This is a genomic window from Microvirga terrestris (genome assembly GCF_015694425.1).
Lineage (GTDB): Bacteria > Pseudomonadota > Alphaproteobacteria > Rhizobiales > Beijerinckiaceae > Microvirga > Microvirga terrestris.
In genome coordinates this window covers 47,947-73,592 of sequence record NZ_JADQDN010000006.1, presented here as the reverse complement: position 1 = coordinate 73,592, position 25,646 = coordinate 47,947, and the positions used below count along the sequence as shown (strand labels likewise).

At 64.2% G+C, this 25,646-nt stretch carries 25 protein-coding genes; 13 read left to right on the top strand and 12 right to left on the bottom strand.

The genetic code is table 11. The annotated features are described in order from the left end of the window. Nucleotides 1-26: 26 nt before the first annotated feature. Nucleotides 27-2,777 (bottom strand): [protein-PII] uridylyltransferase, encoded by a 2,751-nt coding sequence (locus tag I2H36_RS13210; RefSeq protein ID WP_196264373.1) that lies wholly within the window; start codon nt 2,775-2,777, stop codon nt 27-29. A gap of 253 nt (nt 2,778-3,030) precedes the next feature. Here I2H36_RS13210 and I2H36_RS13205 point away from each other — a divergent pair, with 253 nt between their 5' ends. The 4 genes from I2H36_RS13205 to I2H36_RS13190 are packed head-to-tail and all read left to right on the top strand — an operon-like array spanning nt 3,031 to nt 6,196. Continuing rightward, nucleotides 3,031-3,999 (top strand): aliphatic sulfonate ABC transporter substrate-binding protein, encoded by a 969-nt coding sequence (locus I2H36_RS13205; protein WP_196264372.1) that lies wholly within the window; start codon nt 3,031-3,033, stop codon nt 3,997-3,999. A 23-nt stretch (nt 4,000-4,022) separates the two neighbouring features. After that, nucleotides 4,023-4,877, top strand: a complete 855-nt coding sequence (locus I2H36_RS13200) for an ABC transporter permease subunit (RefSeq protein ID WP_196264371.1) — start codon at nt 4,023-4,025, stop codon at nt 4,875-4,877. After that, nucleotides 4,877-5,665, top strand: a complete 789-nt coding sequence (locus tag I2H36_RS13195) for an ABC transporter ATP-binding protein (protein ID WP_196264370.1) — start codon at nt 4,877-4,879, stop codon at nt 5,663-5,665. The genes I2H36_RS13200 and I2H36_RS13195 overlap by 1 nt, the downstream gene beginning before the upstream one ends. A 21-nt stretch (nt 5,666-5,686) precedes the next feature. Further along, entirely contained in the window at nt 5,687-6,196 is a 510-nt protein-coding gene (locus I2H36_RS13190; protein WP_196264369.1) for an OsmC family protein, read from the top strand. A gap of 1 nt (nt 6,197) precedes the next feature. Here the strand turns inward: I2H36_RS13190 and I2H36_RS13185 are convergent, their stop codons facing one another. Both I2H36_RS13185 and I2H36_RS13180 read right to left on the bottom strand, forming a co-directional pair. Continuing rightward, nucleotides 6,198-7,484, bottom strand: a complete 1,287-nt coding sequence (locus I2H36_RS13185) for a DUF2254 domain-containing protein (protein ID WP_196264368.1) — start codon at nt 7,482-7,484, stop codon at nt 6,198-6,200. Between the two features lie 71 nt (nt 7,485-7,555). After that, nucleotides 7,556-8,842 (bottom strand): penicillin-binding protein activator, encoded by a 1,287-nt coding sequence (locus tag I2H36_RS13180; protein WP_196264367.1) that lies wholly within the window; start codon nt 8,840-8,842, stop codon nt 7,556-7,558. Nucleotides 8,843-8,976: 134 nt separating this feature from the next. Between I2H36_RS13180 and rsmI the strand changes: the two genes are divergently transcribed. After that, on the top strand, nt 8,977-9,915 hold the full coding sequence (gene rsmI / locus I2H36_RS13175) for a 16S rRNA (cytidine(1402)-2'-O)-methyltransferase (RefSeq protein WP_196264366.1): 939 nt from the start codon (nt 8,977-8,979) through the stop codon (nt 9,913-9,915). Beyond that, complete coding sequence (locus I2H36_RS13170) at nt 9,912-10,289, top strand: YraN family protein (RefSeq protein ID WP_196264365.1); 378 nt, start codon at nt 9,912-9,914, stop codon at nt 10,287-10,289. The genes rsmI and I2H36_RS13170 overlap by 4 nt, the downstream gene beginning before the upstream one ends. A 182-nt stretch (nt 10,290-10,471) precedes the next feature. Here I2H36_RS13170 and I2H36_RS13165 read toward each other — a convergent pair whose 3' ends face one another. Then, complete coding sequence (locus tag I2H36_RS13165) at nt 10,472-11,356, bottom strand: lipid kinase (protein ID WP_196264364.1); 885 nt, start codon at nt 11,354-11,356, stop codon at nt 10,472-10,474. 161 nt (nt 11,357-11,517) lie between these two features. On the opposite strand from I2H36_RS13165, the gene gshB reads away from it, so the two are divergent. Further along, a complete protein-coding gene (gene gshB, locus I2H36_RS13160) occupies nt 11,518-12,462 on the top strand; it encodes a glutathione synthase (protein WP_196264363.1) in 945 nt (314 codons plus the stop codon). A 244-nt stretch (nt 12,463-12,706) separates the two neighbouring features. Here gshB and hemW read toward each other — a convergent pair whose 3' ends face one another. After that, nucleotides 12,707-13,867, bottom strand: coding sequence for a radical SAM family heme chaperone HemW (gene hemW, locus I2H36_RS13155; protein WP_196264362.1), 1,161 nt, complete (start codon nt 13,865-13,867; stop codon nt 12,707-12,709). 296 nt (nt 13,868-14,163) lie between these two features. Between hemW and I2H36_RS13150 the strand changes: the two genes are divergently transcribed. Beyond that, a complete protein-coding gene (locus tag I2H36_RS13150; protein WP_196264361.1) occupies nt 14,164-14,820 on the top strand; it encodes a TetR/AcrR family transcriptional regulator in 657 nt (218 codons plus the stop codon). A gap of 91 nt (nt 14,821-14,911) precedes the next feature. Beyond that, the gene (locus I2H36_RS13145; RefSeq protein WP_196264360.1) at nt 14,912-15,388 is read left to right on the top strand and encodes a DUF2852 domain-containing protein; all 477 of its coding nucleotides are present in this window, start codon (nt 14,912-14,914) and stop codon (nt 15,386-15,388) included. 6 nt (nt 15,389-15,394) lie between these two features. Here I2H36_RS13145 and I2H36_RS13140 read toward each other — a convergent pair whose 3' ends face one another. Genes I2H36_RS13140 through rph form a run of 3 tightly spaced genes read right to left on the bottom strand, consistent with a single transcriptional unit; the run spans nt 15,395 to nt 17,303 of the window. After that, nucleotides 15,395-15,955, bottom strand: coding sequence for a shikimate kinase (locus tag I2H36_RS13140; RefSeq protein ID WP_343234446.1), 561 nt, complete (start codon nt 15,953-15,955; stop codon nt 15,395-15,397). Continuing rightward, the gene (gene rdgB, locus I2H36_RS13135; RefSeq protein WP_196264358.1) at nt 15,952-16,593 is read right to left on the bottom strand and encodes an RdgB/HAM1 family non-canonical purine NTP pyrophosphatase; all 642 of its coding nucleotides are present in this window, start codon (nt 16,591-16,593) and stop codon (nt 15,952-15,954) included. The genes I2H36_RS13140 and rdgB overlap by 4 nt, the downstream gene beginning before the upstream one ends. Continuing rightward, the gene (gene rph / locus I2H36_RS13130; protein ID WP_196264357.1) at nt 16,590-17,303 is read right to left on the bottom strand and encodes a ribonuclease PH; all 714 of its coding nucleotides are present in this window, start codon (nt 17,301-17,303) and stop codon (nt 16,590-16,592) included. Before rph ends, rdgB begins: the two co-directional genes overlap by 4 nt. A gap of 150 nt (nt 17,304-17,453) precedes the next feature. Between rph and hrcA the strand changes: the two genes are divergently transcribed. Together hrcA and I2H36_RS13120 are read left to right on the top strand one after the other, a co-directional pair. Continuing rightward, on the top strand, nt 17,454-18,545 hold the full coding sequence (gene hrcA, locus I2H36_RS13125) for a heat-inducible transcriptional repressor HrcA (protein WP_196264356.1): 1,092 nt from the start codon (nt 17,454-17,456) through the stop codon (nt 18,543-18,545). Nucleotides 18,546-18,691: 146 nt separating this feature from the next. Then, a complete protein-coding gene (locus I2H36_RS13120; RefSeq protein ID WP_196264355.1) occupies nt 18,692-18,904 on the top strand; it encodes a hypothetical protein in 213 nt (70 codons plus the stop codon). A gap of 22 nt (nt 18,905-18,926) precedes the next feature. Here the strand turns inward: I2H36_RS13120 and I2H36_RS13115 are convergent, their stop codons facing one another. After that, nucleotides 18,927-19,475 carry a c-type cytochrome gene (locus I2H36_RS13115; protein WP_246718800.1) on the bottom strand — a complete coding sequence of 183 codons (549 nt, stop codon included), beginning with the start codon at nt 19,473-19,475 and terminating at the stop codon, nt 18,927-18,929. Further along, nucleotides 19,472-20,587, bottom strand: a complete 1,116-nt coding sequence (locus tag I2H36_RS13110; protein ID WP_196264353.1) for a hypothetical protein — start codon at nt 20,585-20,587, stop codon at nt 19,472-19,474. Before I2H36_RS13110 ends, I2H36_RS13115 begins: the two co-directional genes overlap by 4 nt. A gap of 371 nt (nt 20,588-20,958) precedes the next feature. Between I2H36_RS13110 and lepA the strand changes: the two genes are divergently transcribed. Together lepA and I2H36_RS13100 are read left to right on the top strand one after the other, a co-directional pair. After that, nucleotides 20,959-22,764, top strand: a complete 1,806-nt coding sequence (lepA, locus tag I2H36_RS13105) for a translation elongation factor 4 (protein ID WP_196264352.1) — start codon at nt 20,959-20,961, stop codon at nt 22,762-22,764. Nucleotides 22,765-23,025: 261 nt separating this feature from the next. Beyond that, nucleotides 23,026-24,261 carry an MFS transporter gene (locus tag I2H36_RS13100; RefSeq protein WP_196264351.1) on the top strand — a complete coding sequence of 412 codons (1,236 nt, stop codon included), beginning with the start codon at nt 23,026-23,028 and terminating at the stop codon, nt 24,259-24,261. Between the two features lie 20 nt (nt 24,262-24,281). Here the strand turns inward: I2H36_RS13100 and I2H36_RS13095 are convergent, their stop codons facing one another. Beyond that, a complete protein-coding gene (locus tag I2H36_RS13095) occupies nt 24,282-25,061 on the bottom strand; it encodes an SDR family oxidoreductase (protein WP_196264350.1) in 780 nt (259 codons plus the stop codon). A gap of 67 nt (nt 25,062-25,128) precedes the next feature. Beyond that, nucleotides 25,129-25,554 (bottom strand): arsenate reductase (glutaredoxin), encoded by a 426-nt coding sequence (arsC, locus tag I2H36_RS13090; protein ID WP_196264349.1) that lies wholly within the window; start codon nt 25,552-25,554, stop codon nt 25,129-25,131. Between the last annotated feature and the right edge of the window lie 92 nt (nt 25,555-25,646).

The window sequence follows — 25,646 nt, the reverse complement described above, 5'->3', positions numbered from 1 at the left end:
ACATATCAGGTCCCAGGCGCCACAAATCAAGCGCTGCGCCGCTGGAGAGAGGCGGTTTCCTCTGCCTTGAACACGTCCAGCAGGGCCCGGCGGATGGTGGCCTGGCGGCCCGCATGGGTGACCTTCGTGCCGGTCAGGTCGGTCACGTAGAACACGTCCACGGCCTTTTCGCCGAAGGTCACGATATGGGCCGAGGCGATGTTGAGGTTGAGCTTCCCCAGGGCCGTGGTGAGATCGTAGAGCAGGCCCGGACGGTCGAGGCCGGAGACCTCGATCACCGTCTGGCGGCTCGACAGGGAATTGTCGATGGTCACCTCCGGGGGCACGTGGAAGGCCCGTGAGCGCTCCTTCGACGGGCGCTTGCCGTCCACGAGATCGGCGATTTTCACCTCGCCCTTCAAGGCCCGTTCGATGGCTTTGGCGACCCGCTCGGCCCGGCGCAGCTCGTCCTCGTCCCGGTCGAAGGCGCGGGAGAGCACGATGGTATCGAGCGCCATGCCGTCGGTGGTGGTGAAGATCTGCGCATCGACGATGTTGCCGCCGGATGCCGCGCAGGCCCCCGTAATGATGGCGAGCAGCCGCGGATGGTCCGGGGACAGGATGGTGAGCTCGGTCACGGCCCGGAACTGGTCCGTCTCGTAGGCCGTGGTGACGGTCCGTCCGCCCTTCTCCGATTCCCTCAAGAGACGGGCCTGCTTCGCCCGCCGGGTCTCGTCGGTCTTCATCCAGTAGCCCGGCGTATGGCGGGCAGCATATGCTTCGAACTCCTCGTCCGACCAATCGGGCAGCTCGGCGCGCAGCTGCTCCTGGGCCAGACGCACGCGCTCGGAGCGGGCGAGATCCGCAGCCCCGCCGCCGAGGAGCACCTCCGTCTCGTGGTAGAGATTGCGCAGAAGCTGGCCCTTCCATCCGGTCCAGGTGCCGGGCCCCACGGCCTTGATGTCCGCGATGGTGAGCACGAGCAGGAGCTTGAGGCGCTCCATGGTCTGCACCACCTCGGCGAAGCTCTTGATGGTGGTGGGATCGGACAGGTCGCGGCTCTGCGCCGTGTTGGACATGAGCAGGTGATGCTCGATCAGCCAAGCCACCGTATCGCTCTCCGCATCCGTGAGGCCGAAGCGCGGCCCGAGCTTGCGGGCGATCACCGCACCGGCCGTCGAGTGATCCTCCGGCCGGCCCTTGGCGATGTCGTGCAGGAAGACCGCGACGTAGAGTGCGCGGCGGTTGCGGATGGTCGGGAAGATGCGGTTCGCCAGCGGATGCTCGCCCCCGAGATGGCCCGCCTCGATCTCGGTCAGCACTCCCACCGAGCGCACGAGATGCTCGTCCACCGTGTAGTGGTGGTACATGTTGAACTGCATCATCGCGACGATGCGGCCGAAATCGGGAACGAGGCGGCCGAGCACGCCAGCCTCGTTCATCTGGCGCAGCACCACCTCCGGGGCGTTCTTGGACGTGATGATCTCGAGAAACAGCTTGTTGGCTTCCGGATCGTTGCGCAGGCTCGGACCGATGAGCTTGAGCGAGCGTGTCGCCAGACGCTTGGCGTCGGGATGGATCGCAAGATTGCGCCGGTCGGCAAGCCAGAACAGGCGGATCAGGTTGACGGGGTCGTGCTCGAAAACCTGTTCGTTCTCGACGTTGAGGCGGTTGTTGTCGATGATGAAACCATCACCGAGCAAGGCACCGCCACGGCGGCGGCGGAAGCGACCGAGAACACGGTCGAGCATGGGGCGCGGCTTGGTCTGGCGGGCCTCGAGCTCGGCGCACACGATGGCCGTGAGATCGCCCACATCCTTGGCGATCAGGAAGTAGACTTTCATGAAGCGCTCGACCGCCGACAATCCACCCCGGGGCGCATAGCCGATGCGCTCGGCAATCGTGCGCTGCAGGTCGAAGGTCAGGCGCTCCTCGGCGCGGCCGGTGGCGAAATGCATGTGGCAGCGCACCCGCCAGAGGAACTCCTCGCAGCGCGCGAACAGATTGAACTCGTCCTTCGTGAAGAGACCCGCCGTCACCAGTTCCTCGGGCTCCTTCACCCGGTAGACGTATTTGGCGATCCAGAAGAGCGTGTTGAGGTCGCGCAGGCCTCCCTTGCCGTCCTTCACGTTGGGCTCGACGAGATAGCGGGAGGCGCCCGCCTTGGCCACGCGGGCGTCGCGCTCCTTCAGCTTGGCATCGACGAAAGCGGGGGCCGAGGTGGCGATGATTTCCTTGTCGAAGCGCCTGGTCAGATCGTCGAAGAGCTCCCTGTCGCCGAACAGGAAGCGTGTTTCGAGCAGGGAGGTGCGGATCGTCATGTCGACGCCCGCTTCCCGCAGGCACTCCTCCACCGAGCGGGTCGCGTGACCCACCTTCAGCTTGAGGTCCCACAACACGTAGAGCATCGCTTCGACCACGCTCTCGCTCCAGGCGGTCTGCTTGTAGGGCAGAAGGAACAGGAGATCGACGTCGGAGCCGGGCGCCAGGGTGCCGCGCCCGTAGCCGCCGGTCGCCGCCACGGCGACGCGCTCTCCAGCGGACGGATTGGCACTGGGGTAGAGATGCCGGACGACGGCATCGTGGACGATGCGCACGAGCTCATCCATCTGCCCGCAGAGGTAGCGGGCGCACTCCAGCCCATCCTGATTCTCCAGAAGCTTCGCCTCAGCTTCCGCCCTGCCCTCATCGAGAAAGGTCTTGAGCAGGGGAACGAGCCCGGCACGCAACTCCGCTGCATCCCGGATGGTCTGGCTGCCAAGGCTTTGCAGAATGGTCTGAGGCTTCAGGGAAGGCATGCAGTAACCGTATACGAGCTGCTGGTGGGCTTACCACCCAAAAAGGCCTTCGCCCAAGGGTGGACTGGTCTTATCCGGAAAAGCGGATAGGATGTTCTTTATAAGAGATGTTGTTTGACATAAAAAACGTCGGGTTCTATAAAAAGGACACGCGCCGATTTGAAGCATGCAGATTGCGGGCGCGAAACAAGTGCAGCTAAAGCGCCGGGCGCCTCACACGATGCTCCCATGCGCCAACCATGGGAACTGAACAATGAGCCTGACCCGCCGCCTCCTCCTCGCAGCCTCTGTCGCCACCGGCCTGACAATTCTCGCCAACGGCGCCATTGCGCAGCCCAAGGAAATCAAGATCGACTTCGCCACCTACAACCCGGTAAGCCTCCTTCTCAAGGACAAAGGCTTCCTCGAGAAGGAGCTGGAGAAAGACGGCATCAAGGTGCGCTGGGTGCAGTCGCTCGGCTCCAACAAGGCGCTTGAGTTCCTGAACGCCGGTTCGATCGATTTCGGCTCCACGGCCGGTGCCGCCGCCCTGATTGGCAAGATCAACGGTAACCCGATCAAAACGATCTATGTCTATTCCCGCCCCGAATGGACGGCACTCGTGACCGGCAAGGACACCGGCATCACCAAGGTCGAAGACCTGAAGGGCAAACGCGTGGCCGTGACCCGCGGCACCGATCCGCACATCTTCCTGGTGCGCGCCCTGCAGGAGGCCAAGCTCACCGAAAAGGACGTGAAGCTCGTTCTGCTCCAGCATCCGGACGGCCGCACCGCGCTCGAGCGCGGCGACGTGGATGCCTGGGCCGGCCTCGACCCGCTGATGGCTGCGGCCGAAGTGGAAACCGGCGCCAAGCTGTTCTACCGCAACGCCGGCGCCAACACCTGGGGCGTGCTCAACGTCTCGGAAGCCTTCGCCAAGGACAACCCTGCCCTCGTGGAGCGCGTGCTCAAGGCCTACGAAGAGGCGCGCAAATATGCGCTCGCCAACAAGGACGAGCTGAAGAAGTCCCTGATCTCCTACACGAAGCTCGCCGATCCGGTGATCGAGCGTCAGCTCGAGCGCACGGAGCTCACGCACTCCTCGATCGGTCAGCCTCAGATCGACACCATCCTGGCCGCAGGCCTCGCCCTGCAGCAGGCCGGCGTCATCACCCCTGAGACCAACGTGCGCGCCGCCGTCGATTCCCTCATCGACCGCCGCTTCGCCACCGCATCGCGCTGATGACTTTATCGCGGGAGAGCGCCGTGACAGGCAACGCTGTAAGCCAAGCCTGGTCCTCCCATGAGGGTGCCGCCGCTCTCGCGGCCCCAACCTCCACCGAGAAGCGACGCGTCTTCGACTGGCGCATCCTTCTCGGTTTTTTCTTGCCGGTCGCCATTGCGCTTCTCTGGGAAGCCGCCGTCACCTTCGGCCTGGCTGAAGGCCGCCTCGTGCCGCCGCCGAGCCGCATCATCGCGATGCTTTGGGGTTTGGCGCAAACGGGCGAATTGCGGACCCATGCCTGGATGACGCTCTGGCGCGTTCTCGTCGGTTTCGTCATCGGGTCATTATCCGGCATCGTGCTCGGTGCGCTCTCCGGTTCAAGCAAGACCATGCGCCAATTGCTCGATCCCACCCTGCAGGCCCTGCGGGCAATCCCCTCTATCGCCTGGGTACCGCTGTTCATTCTGTGGCTCGGCATCTTCGAGGCGTCAAAAGTGGCGCTGATTGCAATCGGCGTGTTCTTTCCCGTGTATCTCGGCATCGCGGGCGCGATCCTGTCCGTTGATCGCAAGCTCGTGGAAGTCGGCCATGTGTTCCGCCTCTCGCGCGTCCAGCTCGCCCGCCGCATCCTGCTGCCGGCAGTGTTGCCCGAAGCCGTGATCGCGCTGCGCTCAGGCCTCGGCCTCGGCTTCATGTTCGTGGTGGCGGCCGAGTTCATGGGCGCGTCGGAAGGCCTCGGCTACCTGCTCGTCGACGGGCAGCAGATGGGCAAGCCGGACCAGATCCTCGCGGCCATCATCGCCTTCGCGCTGCTCGGCAAAACGGCTGACAGCCTGCTGGTTGTCGCCGCCAAGCCGCTCGTGCGCTGGCAGGACACCGTGCGGGAGAGATTGTAATGCTGACGTTTGAGCATCTCTCCAAGACCTATGCCGACGGCACGCGTGCGCTCTCGGACATCAATCTCACCGTGCATGAGGGCGAGATCGTTTCGCTCATCGGCGGCTCGGGCTGTGGCAAGACCACATTACTGCGCCTCATCGCCGGCCTCGACCGGGAAAGCGCCGGGCGGATTCGCCTCGACGATGAGGTGCTGTCCGGTCCGCATCCCGCCGTGGGTATCGTGTTCCAGGAGCCGCGCCTGCTGCCCTGGCTGTCGGTTTTCGACAACATCGCGTTCGGGCTCGATGGGTTAAGCGCTACCGAGAAGAAGCTGCGCGTGACGCATGCGCTCGAAAAGATCGGCCTCGTCGAGCATGCCGACCGTTGGCCGCGCGACCTCTCGGGCGGACAGCAGCAGCGCGTGTCGATTGCCCGCGCGTTCGTCACCAATCCGAAGGTGCTCCTCCTCGACGAGCCTTTCTCCGCCCTCGATGCGTTCACGCGGGCAAGCCTGCACGAGCACCTGCTCGGCCTGTGGGAGGAGACGCGCCCCACCGTGGTGCTCGTTACGCATGACGTGCAGGAGGCGGTGACGCTCGCCGACCGCGCCGTCGTCATGCAGCCCAAGCCCGGCCGCATCTTCGACGAGTTGCCGCTCACGCTGTCCCGCCCGCGCGACAGGACGGGACTTCCGTTCGAGACCTCCGTGCGCCGCGTCTTGACGGCTCTCGACCATTCCCTCAAAGCTCCTCAGGCGCAGCCCCAGCGCGAACGCGACCGCCAAGCCGCCGCGCTGTGGTGGTAAGCATATCCAAGGATACAGATCATGGACGCCACAGCCCTCCGCGCCCTCCAGGCGCCGTTGAAGGACCAGTACCGCAGCGATCCGAACGCCGCCGTCATCACCCTCAAGGCGCACGGCACGCTGGACGACCAACACATCGCCTGTAAGGTCGAGACCGGCCGCGCGCTCGCTGTAGCGGGCCTGCACCCGGCCACCGGCGGCTCCGGCGCGGAGCTGTGCTCCGGCGACATGCTGCTCGAAGCGCTCGTCGCCTGCGCGGGCGTCACGCTCAAAGCCGTGGCGACCGCGCTTGAGATCGATCTTCGCCACGGCGCCGTGAAGGCGGAAGGCGATCTCGATTTCCGCGGCACGCTGGGCGTGGACAAGACCGCGCCCGTGGGCTTCAGGAACATCCGCCTTTCCTTCGAGGTCGACACGGATGCGCCGCAGGAGAAGATCGATCAGCTGCTCAAGCTCACCGAGCGCTACTGCGTGGTGTTCCAGAGCCTCAACAACAAGCCCGAACTAAGCGCGACGCTGACGCGTCGCTGATCTACCGGACCTTCGAGCCGGGATACGCCATGGGTTTCTGAACGGCCTGCTCCGGCATACGGTTCAGGGCGTGGCGGCGGACGCGCTCGAGATCACGCTCGTCGAGGGCTTTCCCGGCACGCCTCATGGCGTCTTCGGAATGCTCCTCGGCGAGTTTGCCGAAGAGCTCAGGCGACAGTCTCGACAGAGACCGAAGCGCTTTCTGGAGCTTGATCCCGACCTCGAGCAGACCGGCGCCATCGCGTGCGATGGGCACGAAGAAGTCCTCCATCATGTCCGCGGCGGATAGCGGCGGCATCCGGACCTTGGGAAACACAAGGTCCTCTTCCTCGACATTCCGGCCGCTGTAGAGAGCCAGAACGCGGACGCCGGCATTGATCACGTCGATGGCGGTGCCCGGATCGTTGATCGCGGGCGACAAGGCTCGTGAGGCGACTTCACTCAAGGCGATGAGACCAAAACGGGGGTCCTGTTCGTAGGTGCGCCGGTCGCCCAGCAGAAAGGCGTTGCGCACCTTGCCGATGTCCTCGTCCGACATCTCTTCGTCCACATAAGCAATGGGCCGGGTCGGGTCGACAAATGTGCCGGGCAGAACGTCTACGTCGATCAGGACGTCACGGTTGTCGACGATGCCGGCGAGTTGCTCCACGTCGATGTGTTGAACGTAGCCGATCCTGCATGGATAAACCGCGCGCGCCATGCGGACCCAATCCAGGCGCGGCGCAGCCCGGAGGTGGGGATTCTTGCACCATTTGGCGAGGGCCGAGGACGCGGCCGTTTCGAGCTGCTCGATGGTTTCCCGCACGGTGCCGAGCTTGGTCAACCGGCCGATCCAGCGCAGGAGCGTCACCACGATGAAGATGATCACCAGGATGGTGACGGCGAGCAGAACCAGGCGTCCCGTGGAGCCATAGGTTCCCGTCGAGAGAGCCACGATACCGACGATGCTATAGAGAAACGCCCCCAGGAAGGTCGCGAGGGCATTATGGGCCGTTGTGTCTTCCATAAGGAGCTGCGTAGCGCGTGGAGTCAGGTTCGAGCTGGCCGACGCAAACGCGGAAACCATCGTGGTCAGGGAAAAGGTCGTCACCGTCAGCATGCTGGCGGCCAGGATGCCGAGAATGTTGCCAACGGAATCGGCCCCGACGCTGAGCGCAATGTTCTCCGGAATGTAGGGCTGCAGCAGCAGCGCCGCGAAAGCTGCAGCGAAGCCGCCGAGGCAGAAAAGCGTGATCCTGAACCAGATCTGGCGAACCAAGCGCCTGAGAAGCAGCTTCCAGTGGGCCATGTCGCGAAAGATCCCGTCCGACCCGGCGGCACGGTGGGCCAGTTCCTGTGGGATGACACCTTGAACGTGCGTTAGGTTCCCGAAGCGACCAGAGTTCGCGGCGCTCCGCTGACCGCGACAGCGGTGCCGTTGCGAATCTCCTGCACGGTCAGAGCGCGGGCATTGGTGCCGTCGGGGTTGAAGCGGAAGACACCGTCCGCGCCAGCAAAGCCCGCCGGGTTGGTCAGCATTGCATCGCTGAAGGCTTGCGCGCCCTGCATGCGCGCGAGCGCCGCCGCGAGTGTGACAGCATCGTAGGAGAGCGTTGCAAGGCGGATCGGGTCGGTGTTGAAGCGTACGCGGTAGCGCTCGGCGAAGGCCTCGAAGCCGCGGTTGTCGGGCGCCGCGAACCAGCCGCCCTGCAGGGCCGGCAAGGCGAAGATGCGCGGCTCGTTCCACACGCCGGTGCCGAGCGGTTTGACCCGCGTGGGATCGAAGCCCGCCATCTGCAGCGCCTGGGCGACTGCCGGCAGGCCATCACCATTGTCGGGAATGAACAGGGCATCCACCTGCGGGGCGGCTCCGCCGATCACGCGGGCGAGACGCTGCACCCCCACCTGCGGCTGACCGACTGGGTAATATTCGAGCGCGGCGATGCGCAGGCCCTGCCGGGCGGCTGCCTGCTGCAGCCGCGCCTCGGCCACGCGCCCATATTGCGTTTCAGGGATCAGAGCCGCGATCGAGCGGCGGCCCTGAGCGGCCGCGAAGGCGACGATGCGATCGACCTCCTCCTGCACGAGGAAGCTCAGGAGATAGACGCCACGGGTCGCGACGCTCGCATCCGACGAGAACCCGATGATGGGTTTGCCCCGCTCGCGCGCCACTTGCGCCGCCGCCTGGACAGAGCCGGAAAAGACCGGGCCGATGATGAGTTCAGCCCCTTCCGCGAGCGCCTGCTGCGCGACGCTTAGCGCGCCCTCCGGCGTGCCATTGTCGTCCTTCACGAGGAGGGTGATGTCCTGGCCCTGGAACTCGCTCACAGCCATTTGGGCGGCATTGCGCATGCTCTGCGCCACGACACCCCCCTGCCCGGGAGCGCTCATGGGCAGGATCAGGGCGACCTTGACGGGGCCAGTGCCGATGGTCGTGGAGCCCGCGAGCGGCCCCGGCGCAGGAGTCTGCATGGCAATAGCGGGCGGCGCCACCCCAGCGGCATAGGACGGCTCGACAGGAGCAGGTTGAGCCCGGCTCACCTTGCGCGGTGGCGAAAGAGCTTCCGAACCGACGCAACCCGACAAGGCCAGCGAGCCAGCCAGCACAAGAGCCCAGCCCGACTGGCTCAGAGAGCCCCGAGCCCACTTATACGACACGCGCGCCATCTCCGCCCCCCTTGGAAATAGCCTTCGTCAATGGGAGAAATGTACCGGCCAAAAGTAAACATTGTTTCCAACAGGAACTTGAGGCCTGACGCCCGGCTTTCGCGAAGCCGCTCCTTCATGCGACAGTGACGGCAATGAATCAGAGAATCGATAATCGAACGAAGCGGCGCGAGCCCAATGAGCGGATCGCCACCTTCACCGCCTTCGGCCTTGCCGCCGAGGCCAAACCCCTCTCGCCCGGCCTCTATGTGGTCGCGACCCCCATCGGCAACCTGCAGGACGTGTCCTTCCGGGCGCTGAGCGTGCTCGCCGCCGCGGACGCGGTTCTGGCCGAGGACACCCGGGTGACGAAGACGCTGCTCGCCCATTACGGCATCACCACGCCGCTGGTGGCCTATCACGAGCATTCCAATGATGCCGTGCGCGAGCGCATGGTCCACCGCATCCGCGAAGGACAGGCCCTGGCGCTGGTCTCGGATGCCGGCACGCCACTGGTGTCGGATCCCGGCTACAAGCTCGTGCAGGCGGCCATCGAGGAAGGGCTCCCGGTCACGCCGATCCCCGGCCCCTCCGCCGTGCTCACTGCGCTGGTGGCGTCCGGCCTGCCGACGGACCGCTTCTTCTTCGAGGGCTTCCTGCCGGCGAAGAGCGGTGCACGGCGCACCAGGCTGGCCGAGATCGGCACCATTCCCGGCACGCTCATGCTGTTCGAGGGGCCGCACCGCCTTCCCGAAATGCTTGCGGATGCGGCGGAGGTGCTGGGTGAGCGGCAGGCCGTGGTGGCGCGCGAACTCACGAAGATGTTCGAAACCATCCGGCGCGGAACGCTCCCCGAACTCGCCCGGCAATTCGCCGAGGAAGGCCCGCCCAAGGGTGAGATCGTGGTGCTGATCGGCGAAGCCACCAAGGCCATGCATGCGGCGGAAGCCGATGCAGTCCTCGACGGCAAGCTCGAAGCAGCCCTCAAGAACCACTCGATCAAGGACGCCGCGGCCATCGTGGCGGCGGAACTCAATATGCCCAAGCGGGAGATCTATGCCCGCGCCTTGGTACTTGCGAAGAAGGGCGAATGAAGAGCGCGCTTGATCGCCGCGAAGCAACGTTTCTGCGCGGCCATCGCGCCGAGTGGATCGCGCTATTATTTCTCGTAGCGAAAGGCTATCGCCCGCTCGCCCGCCGTTATGCGGCGTCCGGCGGCGAAGTTGACCTGATCGTCATGCGTGGCGACACTATCGCATTCGTCGAGGTGAAGGCGCGCGGACTCATAGACGATGCGCTTTCCGCCATCACGGCGCGCAAGCGCCAGCGCTTCTCGCGAGCGGTGCGCGCTTGGCTCGCGCGGAACGAGTGGGCGGCGGACAAGACATGGCGCGCGGATGCGGTGTTCATCGCACCCAAGACGTGGCCAAAGCATATCGTGAGCGCGTTCGAGTTGGAGATGGATTGAACCAGCAATGTTGCCACTGTCATTCCGGGGCCGCGCAGCGGAGCCCGGAATCCATAAACACAACGAGACGAGAAAGAATTACGGCGACCGTTGTGCTCTTTCCTACAACGTTAGCGGTTATGGATTCCGGGCTCGACTCTACGGGCCGCCCCGGAATGACAATGGCGGTGTAAGTATAATTCTCAACTCCCCGTCGGCTTCGGCGCAAACACCATCACGGCCGAAGGGCGGATCGAGAAATGGGCTGGCGTCTGCGTGACGATCTCGCCATCCGCGTTGACGGGCTTGGGCTTGCGGGTGCGGATGTCGAATTCCTTGGCACGTACGGCCCGCACCTCGTTCCAGGCTCCGTGACGGCCGTGGCGGAACGAGCGGGCCATGAGGGCGAGCTTCCAGGCGCGATCGAGCTCGAGGCTGTAGAGGTCGAGATGGTGGTCGTCGATGGTGGCATCCTGCTCGACGGCGTTGCCGCCGCCATAGAAGCGGCCGTTGCCCACTGCGACCTGCAGCGTCCGCACACGGGCAGCCTCGTTTTCACTGTAGATCGTGGCTCGGAAGGGCTTTGCGTGCATCAGAACGTTCAGGGCCACCATGGCGTAGCCCAGACGGCCCCAGCGGCGCTTGATGTCGCGCGTCAGTTTCTGGGCTAGTTCCGCCGACAGCCCTATGCTCGCCACATTGAAGAAGGGTTCGCCGTTGACGAGGCCGAGATCGATTTTGCGGGTGTGGCCATCGGCGATCACCTGGGCGGCAGCGTCGAGGTCAGAGGGGATCTCGAGGGTGCGGGCGAGATCATTGGCAGTGCCGAGCGGCAGGATGCCGAGCGGCAGGCCGGCCTCGATGACCCCGAAGGCCGCCGCATTGAGCGTGCCGTCTCCCCCGCCGACGACCGCGCAATCCACATCTTTCGCATGCTTGACGATGAGGGGCGACAGGTCCTCCCGGCGGCTGCAATCCACATGGACCGGCTCGATGCCATGGTCTTTCAGGCGTTCCACGGCAATGTCACGCTGGGCGGCGCCGCTGCGGCTCTTGGCATTGACGATCAGAAGGGCGCGGCGGGGCATGTACTCTCACATGGAAAAGCTTGAGGGGATCCGCAAGGGGCAGCCTGAAGCGGGGCCGTTGAATAACCCACATCCCCGGCTTTCGTTCAGGCCACGCGGGATGAACGGTTGCCATACTACAGTTTAGGCCCAATAACCCTGCTTCCCAGGAGGCCCGACTCATGACCCTCACCGTTGCGTTCCAAATGGATCACATCCGCAGTCTGAAAATTGCGGGCGATACGGGCTTTGCGCTCCTGCTTGAAGCCCAGCGGCGGGGTCACCGGGTGCTGCATTACACGCCTGATCGCCTGTCCCTGCGCGACGGCGCCGTGATCGCCATGGCGGAGCCCGTCGAGGCGCGGGACGTGGAGGGCGACCACTTCACGCTGGGAACGCCGGAGCGGGTCGATCTCTCAGGTGTCGATGCGGTGCTCATGCGCCAGGATCCGCCCTTCGACCTGGCCTACATCACCGCCACCCATTTCCTGGAGCGCATCCACCCCAAGACCCTCGTGGTCAACGACCCGTCCCATGTGCGCAATGCGCCGGAAAAGATCTTCGTCACCCATTTCCCGCACCTGATGCCCCCGACCCTGATTTCCCGCGACAAGCAGGAGATCGAGGAGTTCCGGCGTGAGCATGGCGACGTGGTGATGAAGCCGCTCTATGGCCATGGCGGCGCGAGCGTGTTCAAGGTCGGGCGGGAGGATCCGAATTTCGGCTCGCTCTATGACCTCTTCGCCAACCTGTTCCGCGAGCCTTGGGTGATCCAGCGCTTCCTGCCGAAGATCACGGAAGGCGACAAGCGCATCATCCTCATCGACGGCGAGGCGGCGGGTGCCATCAACCGGGTGCCGGCGGCCAACGACATCCGCTCCAACATGGTGCGCGGCGGGGCGGCAAAGCCCACGGATCTCACGCCCCGTGAGCGCGAGATCTGCGAGACCATCGGCCCCGATCTCAAGCGCATGGGCCTGATCCTCGTAGGCATCGACGTGATCGACGGCAACCTCACCGAGATCAACGTGACGGCCCCCACCGGCATCCGCGCCATCAAGCGCCTCGGTGGGCCGGATCTGGCGGTTACGGTGTGGGATGTGATCGAAAGCAAGGTGAAGCAATAACCACAGCGTCATCCCGGGGCCGCGCCAGCGGAACCCGGGATCGTAAGACGAGAATGGCGCTAGACTACCTCTCCCAGTGGGAGAGGTCGCGCCCTCAGGCGCGGGTGAGGGGTTAGTGTTCTATCCGGATAAGGCTGTAACCCCTCACCCCAACCCTCTCCCTTAGGGAGAGGGAGTTCAGAGCCACACCTGTCCTGCGATCTCGGATCTTCGCTGCGCTTCGTCCGGAATGACGGCGCGTGTTCTAAGCAGCCAGTTCCGCAATCACCGCATTGAGCACCGGAAAACCCTTCGGCGTCACGGCAAGGCGCGAGCCATCGACCTGGATCAGGCCTTCCTCCTTAAGAATCCGCAAGCCGCGCGGATTGAGTGTCTTGCCCGTGAACGCCTCGAAGCGGCGCGGATCGACACCTTCCTTGAGGCGAAGGCCCATGAGCAGGAACTCGTCGCCCTCGGCCTCTGAGGTCAGAACTTCCTCATCGATGACGCCTTGCCCCTCGCGCTCGACCCGTTCCAGCCACGTCTCGGGGTGCTTTTCCGTCGCGGTGGCGAGCCGCGCATTGCCGGTCACCAAACGTCCATGGGCGCCGGGGCCGATGCCCGCATATTCGCCGTAACGCCAATAGAGCAGGTTGTGCTGCGATTCCGCACCGGGCCGCGCATGGTTGGAGATCTCGTAAGCGGGCAGCCCGTGCTTCGCGCAGGTTTCCTGCGTGATGTCGTAGAGCGCGCGGCCCGTCTCCTCGTCCGGCACGGTGATCTTGCCGGCATCGAAGAGACGCTGGAACCAGGTGCCGGGCTCGATGGTGAGTTGGTAGAGCGACAGGTGCTCCACCGCATGGGAGATCGCCTGCTCCAGCTCGGCGCCCCAGGCCTGAGGCGTCTGGCCGGGACGGGCATAGATCAGATCGAAGGAATAGCGCTCGAAGATCGAGGCGGCGATCTTCACGGCGCCCAATGCCTCGTCGACGGAGTGCATGCGTCCGAGGCGCTTGAGATCGGGGTCGTTCAGCGCCTGCACGCCGAGGGACACCCGGTTGATGCCGGCAGCGCGATAGCCGCGGAAGCGCTCGGCCTCGACGCTGGTGGGGTTGGCCTCGAGCGTCACCTCAGCCTTCGGGTCGATACCCCAGGCGCCGCCGATGGCGTCGAGGATCGCCCCCACGGTCTGAGGCTTCATGAGCGAGGGCGTGCCGCCCCCGAAGAACACGCTCGTGACCGTCCTGCCCGGAATGCGCGCCGCCGTGTGGGCGATCTCGCGCTGGAAGGCGCTAAGAAACCGCTCCTGATCCACCGGCTGGTGGCGGACATGGCTGTTGAAGTCGCAATAGGGGCATTTGGAGGCGCAGAAGGGCCAATGGACATAAACGCCAAAGCCCACATCGCGCGTCGGGTGATCGATCATGGGCCGTATATGGCAGGTCGGAGGGCGAACGTCACGGGTGCCGGTGTCGCGCGTGTCTTATGCTCTGATGTCATTCCCGGCCGGAGCGTAGCGGAGGGGAAGGGAATCCACTCACACGCTCAGCGCCATGGATCCCCTTCCCTCGCTGACGCTCGCCGGGGATGACACGAGGCTGGGGTGTTCGAAAGATTTCTGAACCTCTTCACTCACAATGATGTTCACTCTATGAGCCGTTCCTTTCTGGCGTCCGCCGCACCGGAAGCCTAAGGTGACCGGTAGAGAGTTAGGAACCCATCATGCGGCATTGGCGCGGTCCGTTCGACCGGCAGGGCTATCACCACGGCAACCTGAAGGAGGCGCTGATCGAGGCGGCGCAGCGCTTTATTGCAGAGCGGGGCATCGGCGGGTTTACCCTCGCCGACGCGGCCAAGCTCGTGGGCGTGACGCCAGCAGCCCTTTATCGCCATTTCCGGGGCCGGGATGCTCTGGTGGCCGAGGTGGCCTTCCGCGGCTATGACGAGCTCGCCAAACGCCTTGGCCGGGCTCTGCAGAGCGACGGCACGGCGCTGGAACGCTTCACCCGCATGGGCGAGGCCTATCTCGCCTTCGCCGAGCAGGAGCCCGGTTTCTATACGGCCATGTTCTCGGCCAAGCCCACCGAGGGCGAGGCCTCCTGCAGCCCCTTCTGGGCCAAGGCTGTGGAAAGCGGTGGCAAGCCTGCCGGCAACGCATTCGACTTCCTGGTCAAAGCCCTTGCCGATACCTTCCCGGAAGGCTTCCAGACCGTTGATGCCCGGTTCATCGCCATCGAGGTCTGGGCGCTGTCCCATGGCATTGCCACCCTCGACGCCGCCGGTCAGTTGCCGAAAGGGCCCGGCCTGCCGGACAAGTACGAACTTCTGCGCGCCGGCGTGCTTGCCCTCGTCCACGGCGCACTGAAAGGCAAAGTCTAAGCTCCCTGCCGATTTTTAAAGACCGATCTCTTGAAAGCGCCCAAATCGATCCGCATGTTAATGTTGTTAGCATTAACATAGGACCCTTTCGATGTCAGATTCTGCCTCCGCCGCCTGGAACGCGGGCCCGCACGCGGGGCCGTGGGAAAACCGGACCAACCGCCGCTGCGGGCGCAAGCCCGGCCGCGGTCTGGAGATCGCCGGCATCATTCTGGGCTTCATCTTCGTTTGGCCGCTCGCGCTGGCCTATCTGGTGTGGAAAATGTGTGGATATCCGAAATACGATGAGGCCAGGGCTTTCCTGAACGAGACTTTCGGTCGAGCCAAGGACGACCTCTTCCGCTCCCGTGGCGCTGCCGGTTTCGGCGGCTTCGCCAGCACCGGCAACGCGGCCTTCGACGATTACCGCCGCAGCGAAATCGAGCGCCTCGAGGAAGAGCGCCGCAAGCTCGACGAGGAAGCCCGCGACTTCCGCAACTTCGTCGAGGAGCTGAAGCGGGCCAAGGACCGCGAGGAGTTCGACGCCTACATGGCCAAGCGCCGCGGCAACGGCCCAACGAGCGTCTAAATCAGGTTACGACCAGCGAGTGCGCCCTCCGGGGCGCTCTTTCTTTTCAGGGATCGTTTCGAGGGTGACCGCGTGTGCTCTCTCGATGCTCTCGGGAAGGCTCAACACAGAAGTATCGAGAACGAGATCGCTGAAGGGGCGTGCATGATATCCCTCATCATACATCTCGACGATGCGGCGCTTCTCTTCCGACGAGAGATCCCGCTGCCCCCGATTCGTGAGCGCCACCTCAAGCGGCGGCGCCAGCGTCAGAACTAGAAACCAAGCTCGGCACCTATCAGAGGCCGTTTTCAGCCTCTCATAATCAGTATTGTCCAAGGGGTAGGCCACGACAAGGTAACGCCCCTGCCCCGTCGCGATCTCCGTTTCGATACGCCCAAGGGCAGCCTCGATCCGCACATCCAAAGGAGCGTCATCCGGGGCGTCATGATCGTCGCCGTCGATGAAGGAAGCTTCGGGGAGAGAAGCGGCTAAAGCCCGTCCAAGGGTCGACTTGCCGCTGTTGATGGGGCCGTTGATGTGGATCACCGTCAGCATGGCAGGCCCTTCTTCGAGTGACCTGATCACGTCCTGTCCAAGCACCCGGCAGCCAGCTTCACGAAGGCACGCGCCCGGTGCGACAGGCCCGAAGGCTGCGGCTTCGACCAGTCGATGCCGTGCTTCTCCTTCGAGGAAATTTCCCCGAAGGTCTCGGTGAAGCCGTCCGGCTGGAACATGGGGTCGTAGCCGAACCCCTTGTCACCACGCGGCGGCCAGACCACCTCGCCGAAGATGCGGCCCTCAAACAGCTCCTCGTGCCCGTCGGGCCAGGCGATGACCAGCGCCGATACGAAATGCGCGCGGCGGTCGGTGGCTTCGCGCTTCTCAAGCTCGCGGATCACCCGCTCCATGGCGGCGTAGAAGTCCTTGTTCGGCCCGGCCCAGTCGGCCGTAAACAGGCCAGGCGCCCCATCGAGCGCATGGACGCACAGCCCCGAATCGTCGGAGAGGGCCGGCAGGCCCGTGGCCTTGGCGGCCGCATGGGCCTTGATGGCGGCATTCTCGGCGAACATGTGCCCCGTCTCGTCCGGCACCGGCAGGCCGAGCTCGCCCACCGACACGGCCTCGATGCCGAAGGGCGCGAGCAGCTCCTGCATCTCGCGCAACTTGCCTGCGTTGTGAGTGGCGATGACGACCTTGCCGGTCAGGGAACGATGCAGGCTCATGCAACCGCCTTCTTCTGCAGGTCCACGAGCTGTGTCACGCCGGCCTTCGCAAGGCGCAGGAGGTGCAGGAACTCCTCCTCGGAGAAGGGCTTGCCTTCGGCCGTGCCCTGGACCTCGACGATGCCGCCGGAGCCCGTGATCACGAAGTTGGAATCCGTCTCGGCGGCCGAATCCTCCGCATAGTCGAGATCGAGCACCGGGGTGCCCTTGTAGATGCCGCAGGAGATGGCGGCGACGGGCTCGCGCAGGGGATTGATCGAGATGATGGAGCGGCTCTGCATCCAGGCGAAGCAATCGTGCAGGGCCACCCAGGCGCCCGTGATGGAGGCGGTGCGGGTGCCGCCATCGGCCTGGATCACGTCGCAATCGACCACGATCTGGCGCTCGCCGATGGCCGGCAGGTTGACCACAGCACGCAGGGAGCGGCCGATGAGGCGTTGGATCTCCTGAGTGCGGCCCGACGGCTTGCCGGAATTCACCTCGCGGCGGGTGCGCTCATGGGTGGCACGGGGCAGCATGGAATATTCCGCCGTCACCCAGCCTTTGCCGGTGCCACGCAGCCACGGTGGGCCCTTCTCCTCCAGCGAGGCGGTGCAGATGACCTTCGTGTTGCCGAAGGAGACGAGGCAGGAGCCCTCCGCATAGCGCGCGACGCCGCGCTCCAGGGTGACGGGACGCAGTTCGTCGGGGGCGCGGTTGGACGGACGCATGGCGGGATTCTCCTTCAGATCTCAGTGATTCACGCCTGTTTGAGGCCCCCAGGCGCTTTGCGCAAGGGTCAAGCCTTGCCTAATCGGCGTTGGCCCCGCACATAATGCTTCATTGCAGCGTCGAGTTGTTGAGAGCGTAGAACCCATCGGATGCACGCCACCGGGCCCTTTTCCTATCTGTCGGAAGCCCGCGCCATCGCGGAGCTGAACGACCGTTCCCGCGAGATCTTCCGCCAGATCGTCGAGAGCTACCTGATAACGGGCGAGCCCGTAGGCTCGCGCCATCTTTCCCGCCTCCTGCCGATGACGCTCTCGCCGGCCTCGATCCGTAACGTGATGGCGGATCTTGAGGCGGCGGGCCTGATCTTCGCCCCCCATACCAGCGCCGGGCGCCTGCCCACGGAGTCGGGTCTGCGCTTCTTCGTCGATGCCATGATGGAGATCGGCGACGTCACCTCCGACGAGCGGGCGCGCATCGAGGCGCAGATGCGGGCAGCAGCTTCCGGCCACACCATGGAAACGGCCCTCGCCGAGGCTTCGACGCTGCTTTCCGGCGTCTCGCGCGGCGCCGGCGTGGTGGTGACCTCCAAGTCCAATGCGCGGCTCAAGCATATCGAATTCGTGCGCCTCGACCCGGCCCGTGCCCTCGTGGTGCTGGTCTCCGAGGACGGCTCGGTGGAAAACCGCCTCCTCGACCTGCCCGCGGGCCTGCCCGCCGGGGCCCTGGTGGAGGCCGGCAATTTCCTCAACGCCCGCATCCAGGGCAAGACGCTCGGTGACATCAAGGGCGAGATCCAGGTACGCCGTGGCGACATGGAGCGCGAGCTTGACGTGCTCACCGCAAGGCTCGTCGAGGCAGGGCTCGCCACCACCGTGGGGCCGGCGGAATCCCGCCAGCTCATCGTGCGCGGACAGGCTAATCTCCTGGACGACCTGAAGGCGGTGGAAGACCTGGAGCGCATCCGCCTGCTCTTCTCGGATCTCGAGACGCAGACCGACGTGATCGACCTTTTGAGCCGCGCCGAGGGCGGCGAAGGGGTGCGCATCTTCATCGGATCGGAGAACAAGCTGTTCTCGCTCTCCGGTTCCTCGATGATCGCCGCGCCGTTCCGAGACGGCAGCCAGAAGATCGTCGGCGTTCTCGGCGTCATCGGCCCGACGCGGCTTAACTACGCCCGCATCGTCCCGATGGTGGACTACACCGCCAAGGTGATCTCCCGGATTTTGGAGAAGGGGCGATAACCCTTGTCACGGTCTCTCCGGTGTGACCACCTCCCTTACGAAATCGTAATCCTCCCGCAATGCGGCCGGCATCAGGCGAAGCTTAAGCCTGATCCTGCTTTGGATTGCCCCCTTCGTTACCCGTGACCCAACGGAGAACCCGCATCATGTCAGACCGGTCTTTTCAGGAGATGGTGGAGGTCATGCCATCGCCTTCCGATCTGAAACAGATCAAGGATGCCGTGCGGGATTTGCGCGCTTCAAGCCCCGGAAGCGCTCTCGCCGATCTGGTCGAGAAAAAGATCCGGGCAATCGAGAGCCGCCATCCTGTGTCACGTCTCCACGAGTCGGCGGAGCCGCTGCGATGGATCGGGCAGTAAGCAACGTGTCACACTGAGTCGGTCACTGCTTCGGCGGCAGCGGATCAGGCACCTTGTTCTTCACAGGAGGAACTTGGCGTAGATAGGCGAAGACCGCCTTCAGGTCGTCATCGGTCATATTTCCATAGGCTGGCCACGGCATCGGCGGCAGGATCGGCCGGCCCTGACCCTGATGGCGCCCCGTGCGCATGGTCTGGATGAATTGCTGCTCGGTGAAATCCCGCAGCACACCGGTTTCCGGGTCTGGCGTGAGATTGGCGGAGAAACTGACACCCCAGGGGCCGGACCAGCCTGTCGAGGTTGGATTCATAGCGCCACTCCAGGGTGGTGAGAGAGTGGCCGGAGCGGAAATCATCACATCCTGCGGGTGGCCCGACAATGCCCGCTTCATGTCAGGTTCCGGACCGGCAGAGCCCGTGGTCCAGGGCGTGTGGCAATCGTGGCAACCTGCGATCGAGACCAGATACTCGCCGCGCTTCACCTGCGCGCCGGCGCTGTCCTGAGAAGACACGGTGCTGGGCACCAACAAGGCAGTCGTCAACATCATCGGCAAAGCGCGGTGCATGGTCATCTCCCTTCCTCGTTTATGTGCGCTTGCTGAATGGAAGCACCCTTCTCTTCGATCCAGCGGTAGAGCAGGCGCACGGCTTCGTCATCGATCAGGTCAGTTCCGAGCGGCGGCATCTGCAAACTGGGAGAGCGGGAGGAGATCCGCTGCATCAGCCCGCTACGGTCCGGATGCCCCGGCGCAACACGCAACACAGCGTCGGGTGACTGGCCGGGAGCCGGCTTCTTCACAGATTGCCGGACGGTGCTCGCGATGGCCGGTTCGTCTGAATTCATGACGCTGTGACGGAGGAAGAGCCCGATGTTCTGCAATGAGCCCCGTTCGTTGTGGCAATGCCCGCAGTTGCCATGCATGTAGCCGAGAGCGGCGCGCTCCGTCGCCGTCGCGGCCGCGATCCGAGGCGGCGTATCGAGCAGCGCCCGGGGCAGACCGACGAGCAGGCCCCTGTCGACAAGATATCTAAGATCCACATGCGGTTCGGGCTGAAGCTCGGCATGCGACGCGCCGAGATCCCGCTCCGGCGAAAGCTGCAGGGTGCTGAAGCCGAGAACCTCGGACGGGCCTCCCTGATGACATGCCTTGCAATCGGTCACACCCGGAATCGTATGCGTGCGCCCGCCTGCGAGAGGATATACGCCGCGCTTGCCGCGGGCTGAGACCAGTTGCGCCTCGCGGCCATCGGCGCTCCAGGCATAGGCGGCATAGAGCCACTGACCGTCAGCCCGGCGTTCGAGGTAGCGCGTCTCGACCCTCTCACCATTGAAGGAGAATTCTTTCCAGAAGCGCGTGCCAACCGGGAAGATCCAGACCTCCGGATCGGACCCGTCAATAGCAGTGCCTGGCGGCAGCGAGATCCAGCGGCGCTTGGTGGCGCCGTCGCTCCACAGCGGGTATTGCGGGGCAAAGGCGAGATGAGCAGAATCGACCTGTAGAGTGTCGAAATCGGCATAGAGGCCGGTTTCCTGCAGTGTCGATGGCGGGCTCCCGCTCGCTGGTTGCGGAACGGCCGGCTCACTCTTGAGTATGCCGTAGAAGAGGAGCATCGCAGCAACTGCGACCGAACAACGAACCTGACCGGACCACAGCAGCCTTCTGGCGGCTATCACCTGGGCCATATACGTTTTTCCTTCCACCAGGATGAACGCATGCCGATGGATACGCCTGTTCTCCTCACGGTGCGGTGATCCTACGCACCTGCGCGTCGTGCTGCTAAAACTCTTCGGGGGTGGCTCTTCGGACGGTTCTCGCCTCGAAAGGGATCAGGCGAGGCGAGCCAGACCGCATTGCACCCCTGGGCGGCCGCCTGCCCCGTGAGGCCATAGACGCCGGGTCCCACCCCCGGCCTGAGGAAAAACTTCAGAGGAACAGGATATTGATGGCGGATCGCGAGACTCCCCCTTGCGCGCGACACCGCCTTCCCTTGGCATATGGGGGCCGGGCTGCTATTGCCCGGCCAACAGGGTTTCACACCCGCCAGAGTTTACTGATGACCGCGCGCACCTTCGACAATATCCGCAACTTCTCCATCGTGGCCCATATCGACCACGGCAAGTCCACGCTCGCCGACCGCCTGATCCAGACCACGGGGGCGCTCACCGCCCGCGAAATGACGGAGCAGGTGCTCGACAACATGGATATCGAGCGCGAGCGCGGCATCACCATCAAGGCCCAGACGGTGCGCCTGGAATACAAGGCTCAGGACGGCAAGACTTATATCCTGAACCTGATGGACACCCCCGGCCACGTGGACTTCGCCTATGAGGTCTCGCGCTCTTTGGCCGCCTGCGAGGGCTCGCTCCTGGTGGTCGACGCGTCTCAGGGGGTGGAGGCGCAGACGCTAGCCAACGTTTACCAAGCCATCGACGCCAATCACGAGATCGTCCCGGTCCTCAATAAGATCGACCTGCCGGCTGCCGATCCGGACCGGATCAAGGAGCAGATCGAGGAGGTGATCGGCATCGACGCGTCCGACGCCGTTCCGATCTCGGCCAAGACCGGCCTCAACATCGAGGGCGTGCTGGAGGCCATCGTCAAGAAACTGCCGCCGCCGAAGGGCGACCCTGACGCGCCGCTCAAGGCGCTTCTGGTCGATTCCTGGTACGACGCCTATCTCGGCGTGGTCGTGCTGGTGCGCATTATCGATGGGTCCATGAAGAAGGGCTCGACCATCAAGATGATGGGGACCAACGCCACCTACAGCCTCGACCGCGTCGGCGTGTTTTCGCCGAAGATGCAGGAAATGCCCGTGCTCGGTCCGGGCGAGGTCGGCTTCTTCACCGCCTCGATCAAGGAAGTGGCCGATACCCGCGTCGGCGACACCATCACGGATGACCGCAAGCCAACGGCAGAAGCGCTTCCGGGCTTCAAGCCCGTGCAGCCGGTGGTGTTCTGCGGCCTCTTCCCCGTTGACGCCGCCGAGTTCGAGAACCTGCGTGCCGCCATGGGCAAGCTCCGCCTCAACGATGCGAGCTTTTCCTACGAGATGGAGACTTCCGCCGCGCTGGGCTTCGGCTTCCGCTGCGGCTTCCTCGGCCTGCTGCATCTCGAGATCATCCAGGAGCGTCTGGAGCGCGAGTTCAACCTCGACCTCATCTCCACCGCGCCGTCCGTGGTCTATCACCTGAAGCTGCGCGACGGCTCGACCATCGAGCTGCACAATCCGGCCGATATGCCGGACGTGATGAAGATCGAGACCATCGAGGAGCCGTGGATCCGCGCCACCATCCTCACGCCCGACGATTATCTCGGCTCGGTGCTGAAGCTGTGCCAGGAGCGGCGCGGCGTTCAGATCGACCTGAACTATGTCGGCAAGCGCGCCATGGTGGTCTACGACCTGCCGCTCAACGAGGTGGTGTTCGATTTCTACGACCGCCTGAAGTCGATCTCGAAGGGCTACGCCTCCTTCGACTATCACATTTCCGACTACCGCGAGGGCGACCTCGTGAAGATGTCGGTGCTGGTCAATGCCGAGCCGGTGGACGCGCTCTCCATGCTGGTCCACCGCGACCGGGCCGAGGGCCGTGGCCGCGCCATGTGCGAGAAGCTGAAAGAGCTGATCCCGCCGCACATGTTCCAGATCCCGGTCCAGGCGGCCATCGGCGGCAAGATCATCGCCCGCGAGACCATCCGGGCGCTGCGCAAGGACGTTACCGCTAAGTGCTACGGCGGCGACGCCTCGCGCAAGCGCAAGCTGCTCGACAAGCAGAAGGAAGGCAAGAAACGGATGCGCCAATTCGGCAAGGTCGACATCCCGCAGGAAGCCTTCATCGCGGCGCTGAAGATGGATACGTGAGGCACGTCCTGCATCTTTCATTGAAATCCCAAGGCCCAGCTCACCCGCAGCTGGGCCTTTTTTTGCGACGACCCTGCATCATCGAACATTGGAACATCCCCTCCCTGGCAGAGTTCAATCCAGGCACCGGGTTTGATCTCTACACTGTCATCTGCCGAAATGCGGGGTCTTTCGACGCCGGGCTTCAGCACGTCTGCAAGTGAGGCAAGCTTCACGCACCGCATATCCGAGCCACAGGATCTCATTTCACGAGGAGAGCCCATGACTTCGTCCTTGCGGACCACGCTCCCGACCCTCTTCGCCCTTCTTCTCGGCTATGCCCTCATGCAGGTCGGCAATACCCTGCAGGGCACTCTCCTCAGCGTGCGCGGGAGCATCGAGCAGTTCACCCCCACGGAGATCGGTGCCGTAGGTGCAGCCTTCTGGGCGGGGATCGTGCTCGGCTCTCTCTGGGCTGGACGGGTGATCCATCAGGTGGGGCACACGCGCGCGTTCTCAGCCCTGGCCGCCATAGCCGCATCGGCCGCTCTCCTCCATCTGCTGGTGATTAGCCCAGCCATGTGGATCGCCGCGCGGGCCGTGACCGGCTTCTGCTTTGCGGGATTGTTCATTGTGGTGGAGAGCTGGCTCAACGCCTCCGCCACGGTGCAGACGCGCGGGCAGGTCTTGAGCCTCTACAGCATGACGGGGCTCGTCGCCGGCATTGGTGGCCAGATGCTCCTGCCTGCGGGCGATCCGCATGGGTTCCGGCTGTTCTGCTTCGTGGCCATTCTGATCTCGCTCGCCCTCGTACCAACCGCCCTGTCCCGGGCGACCGCTCCGGCCCATGCGGTGAGCGATACGAGGATCAACCTGATGCAACTCTACCGGCAATCGCCCTTCGGCGTAGTGGCGGCGGTCCTGTGCGGAGTGACCACGAGTTCCTTCTTCGCGCTCGGCCCGGTCTGGGCACAGGAGCGAGGCTTGGACACCATGGGGGTCGCAATCTTCATGGCCTGCGGCACGCTGGGCGGCTTCGCGACCACTTACCCTCTCGGCTGGCTCTCGGACCGGATGGATCGCCGGCATGTGATCATCGGCGCCTCCGCCATGGCCGCTTCCATACTGTTCGTGCTCATCCATTTCGTGCCGTTGGACGGGCCCACCTGGCTCGTTTTTGCCTACGTGACCATCTTCGGCGGCAGTGTCATTCCGACTTACAGCATCGTGACCGCGCATGTGAACGACATGGTGGAACCCGGCGAATTCGTAGCGGCAGCCGGTGGATTGCTGATCCTGCTTGGCATCGGCGCAACCATCGGCCCCGTGATTGCGGGCATGGCCATGACCGAATTCGGACGCTTCGGCCTCCTTTATCTCGTCATCGTTACCCAATCTCTCATGGCGATCTGGGGGGCCTATCGCAGCATCCAGCGCGCCGCACCGCCCACGGAGGCGAAGGAGACTTTCGTGCCGGAACCCACCGTTCCCGTAGGAACACGGCTGGAGGCGCATTAGGGCCTCAAAGTCACAGGTCTTTACACCAGAAGCGATTGCGCTCCGTCGATCCAGACCGGTGTTCCCGTAATGTGACGGGCGCGATCAGAAGCGAGGAAGAGCACGAGTTCCGCTACTTCCTCGCTCGTGCCGGGCTCATTGCCGGTGAGCGGAATACGGCCGGCAGGAAACTCAGCTGGCACCTCCGCCTCCTCTATGTTGCGCTTGTCCGTGTTCTCCGCGATCTCCGTATCGATCTTGCCGGGGCAGACCGTGTTCACACGGATCTTGTGCTTGGCGAGTTCCACAGCCAGCATCTGGGCCATCGCCACCTGGGCGGCCTTGGTGGCGGAGTAGGCCGTAGCGCCTGCACTCGTGAAGGTGCGCGTACCGTTGATGGAGGCGGTGATCACGATGGAGCCTCCCGCTGTCTTCAGATGCGGCACCGCATAGTGAATTGTCAGGTAGGTGCCGCGCAGATTGGTGTTGATGGTGCGGTCCCAGTCCGCCGGCTGCAATTCGTCGATCGGCGCCCAGACACCGTTGATGCCTGCATTGGCGAAGACGATGTCGAGCCGTCCATAAGCCTGGACAAGATCGGCCACCGCCTTCTTCATCTGGCTCTCATCCGCTACGTCGGCAACGAGCGGAATGGCCTTGCCTCCGGCCTGATCGATCTCCTGCGCGACTTTGCGGATCTCATCCTCCGTATGGCTGAGCACGCCGACCATGGCGCCCTCGCGGGCTAAGCGCAGAGCCGCCGCCTTGCCGATGCCGGACCCTGCGCCCGTGACGAGCGCGACCTTGCCTTGAAGTTCCATTGGCTGTTCCTCCGGTGATGGAATGTCTTGTTCCTGAACCGAAGGAGCGCCCGCTTGTTCCGCAGCGTCAGGCGATGCTGACGCGCCGCCCCGTGGCATCGACCACCGGCTCACCGTCTTCCTTGACGAACTCGCCCAGTTGCGGCGGCAGGATGTCGAGCACCGCTTCCGATGGCCGACACAGTCTGACGCCGAGGGGCGTGACCACGATGGGACGCTCGATCAGGAGCGGATGCTCCATCATGGCATCGAGCAATTGATCGTCGGTGAGGGATGGATCACCGAGGCCGAGTTCCTGGAACGGCGTTCCTTTTTCGCGGAGCACGTCGCGGGCACTCATCCCCATGCGCTCGATGAGCTGGCGCAGGAGCAGGCGCGTGGGCGGGCACTTCAGATACTCGATGATGTGCGGCTCAATCCCCGCATTGCGGATCATCGCAAGTGCGTTGCGGGAGGTGCCGCATTGGGGATTGTGGTAGATGATCACGTCCATGGCTTGATACCCGTCCTTGCACGAACCCGTCCCTGGTACTTCTACCGTGAATGGCTAACGGGTAAAGAAGAAGCGTTCAACGCCGTCGTGGG

Bases quoted from the DNA above. Each gene is read 5' to 3' on its own strand.
- I2H36_RS13190 (WP_196264369.1), top strand. From the start codon at position 5,687: ATGGACGCCACAGCCCTCCGCGCCCTCCAGGCGCCGTTGAAGGACCAG.
- hrcA (WP_196264356.1), top strand. From the start codon at position 17,454: ATGCACGCCACCGGGCCCTTTTCCTATCTGTCGGAAGCCCGCGCCATC.
- rdgB (WP_196264358.1), bottom strand. From the start codon at position 16,593: ATGAGCCTGCATCGTTCCCTGACCGGCAAGGTCGTCATCGCCACTCAC.
- I2H36_RS13180 (WP_196264367.1), bottom strand. From the start codon at position 8,842: ATGGCGCGCGTGTCGTATAAGTGGGCTCGGGGCTCTCTGAGCCAGTCG.
- I2H36_RS13185 (WP_196264368.1), bottom strand. From the start codon at position 7,484: ATGGCCCACTGGAAGCTGCTTCTCAGGCGCTTGGTTCGCCAGATCTGG.
- rph (WP_196264357.1), bottom strand. From the start codon at position 17,303: ATGCGTCCGTCCAACCGCGCCCCCGACGAACTGCGTCCCGTCACCCTG.
- I2H36_RS13165 (WP_196264364.1), bottom strand. From the start codon at position 11,356: ATGCCCCGCCGCGCCCTTCTGATCGTCAATGCCAAGAGCCGCAGCGGC.
- I2H36_RS13170 (WP_196264365.1), top strand. From the start codon at position 9,912: ATGAAGAGCGCGCTTGATCGCCGCGAAGCAACGTTTCTGCGCGGCCAT.
- I2H36_RS13095 (WP_196264350.1), bottom strand. From the start codon at position 25,061: ATGGAACTTCAAGGCAAGGTCGCGCTCGTCACGGGCGCAGGGTCCGGC.
- I2H36_RS13205 (WP_196264372.1), top strand. From the start codon at position 3,031: ATGAGCCTGACCCGCCGCCTCCTCCTCGCAGCCTCTGTCGCCACCGGC.
- I2H36_RS13195 (WP_196264370.1), top strand. From the start codon at position 4,877: ATGCTGACGTTTGAGCATCTCTCCAAGACCTATGCCGACGGCACGCGT.
- lepA (WP_196264352.1), top strand. From the start codon at position 20,959: ATGACCGCGCGCACCTTCGACAATATCCGCAACTTCTCCATCGTGGCC.
- I2H36_RS13120 (WP_196264355.1), top strand. From the start codon at position 18,692: ATGTCAGACCGGTCTTTTCAGGAGATGGTGGAGGTCATGCCATCGCCT.
- rsmI (WP_196264366.1), top strand. From the start codon at position 8,977: ATGAATCAGAGAATCGATAATCGAACGAAGCGGCGCGAGCCCAATGAG.
- I2H36_RS13100 (WP_196264351.1), top strand. From the start codon at position 23,026: ATGACTTCGTCCTTGCGGACCACGCTCCCGACCCTCTTCGCCCTTCTT.
- gshB (WP_196264363.1), top strand. From the start codon at position 11,518: ATGACCCTCACCGTTGCGTTCCAAATGGATCACATCCGCAGTCTGAAA.
- hemW (WP_196264362.1), bottom strand. From the start codon at position 13,867: ATGATCGATCACCCGACGCGCGATGTGGGCTTTGGCGTTTATGTCCAT.
- I2H36_RS13115 (WP_246718800.1), bottom strand. From the start codon at position 19,475: ATGACCATGCACCGCGCTTTGCCGATGATGTTGACGACTGCCTTGTTG.
- arsC (WP_196264349.1), bottom strand. From the start codon at position 25,554: ATGGACGTGATCATCTACCACAATCCCCAATGCGGCACCTCCCGCAAC.
- I2H36_RS13210 (WP_196264373.1), bottom strand. From the start codon at position 2,777: ATGCCTTCCCTGAAGCCTCAGACCATTCTGCAAAGCCTTGGCAGCCAG.
- I2H36_RS13110 (WP_196264353.1), bottom strand. From the start codon at position 20,587: ATGGCCCAGGTGATAGCCGCCAGAAGGCTGCTGTGGTCCGGTCAGGTT.
- I2H36_RS13150 (WP_196264361.1), top strand. From the start codon at position 14,164: ATGCGGCATTGGCGCGGTCCGTTCGACCGGCAGGGCTATCACCACGGC.
- I2H36_RS13145 (WP_196264360.1), top strand. From the start codon at position 14,912: ATGTCAGATTCTGCCTCCGCCGCCTGGAACGCGGGCCCGCACGCGGGG.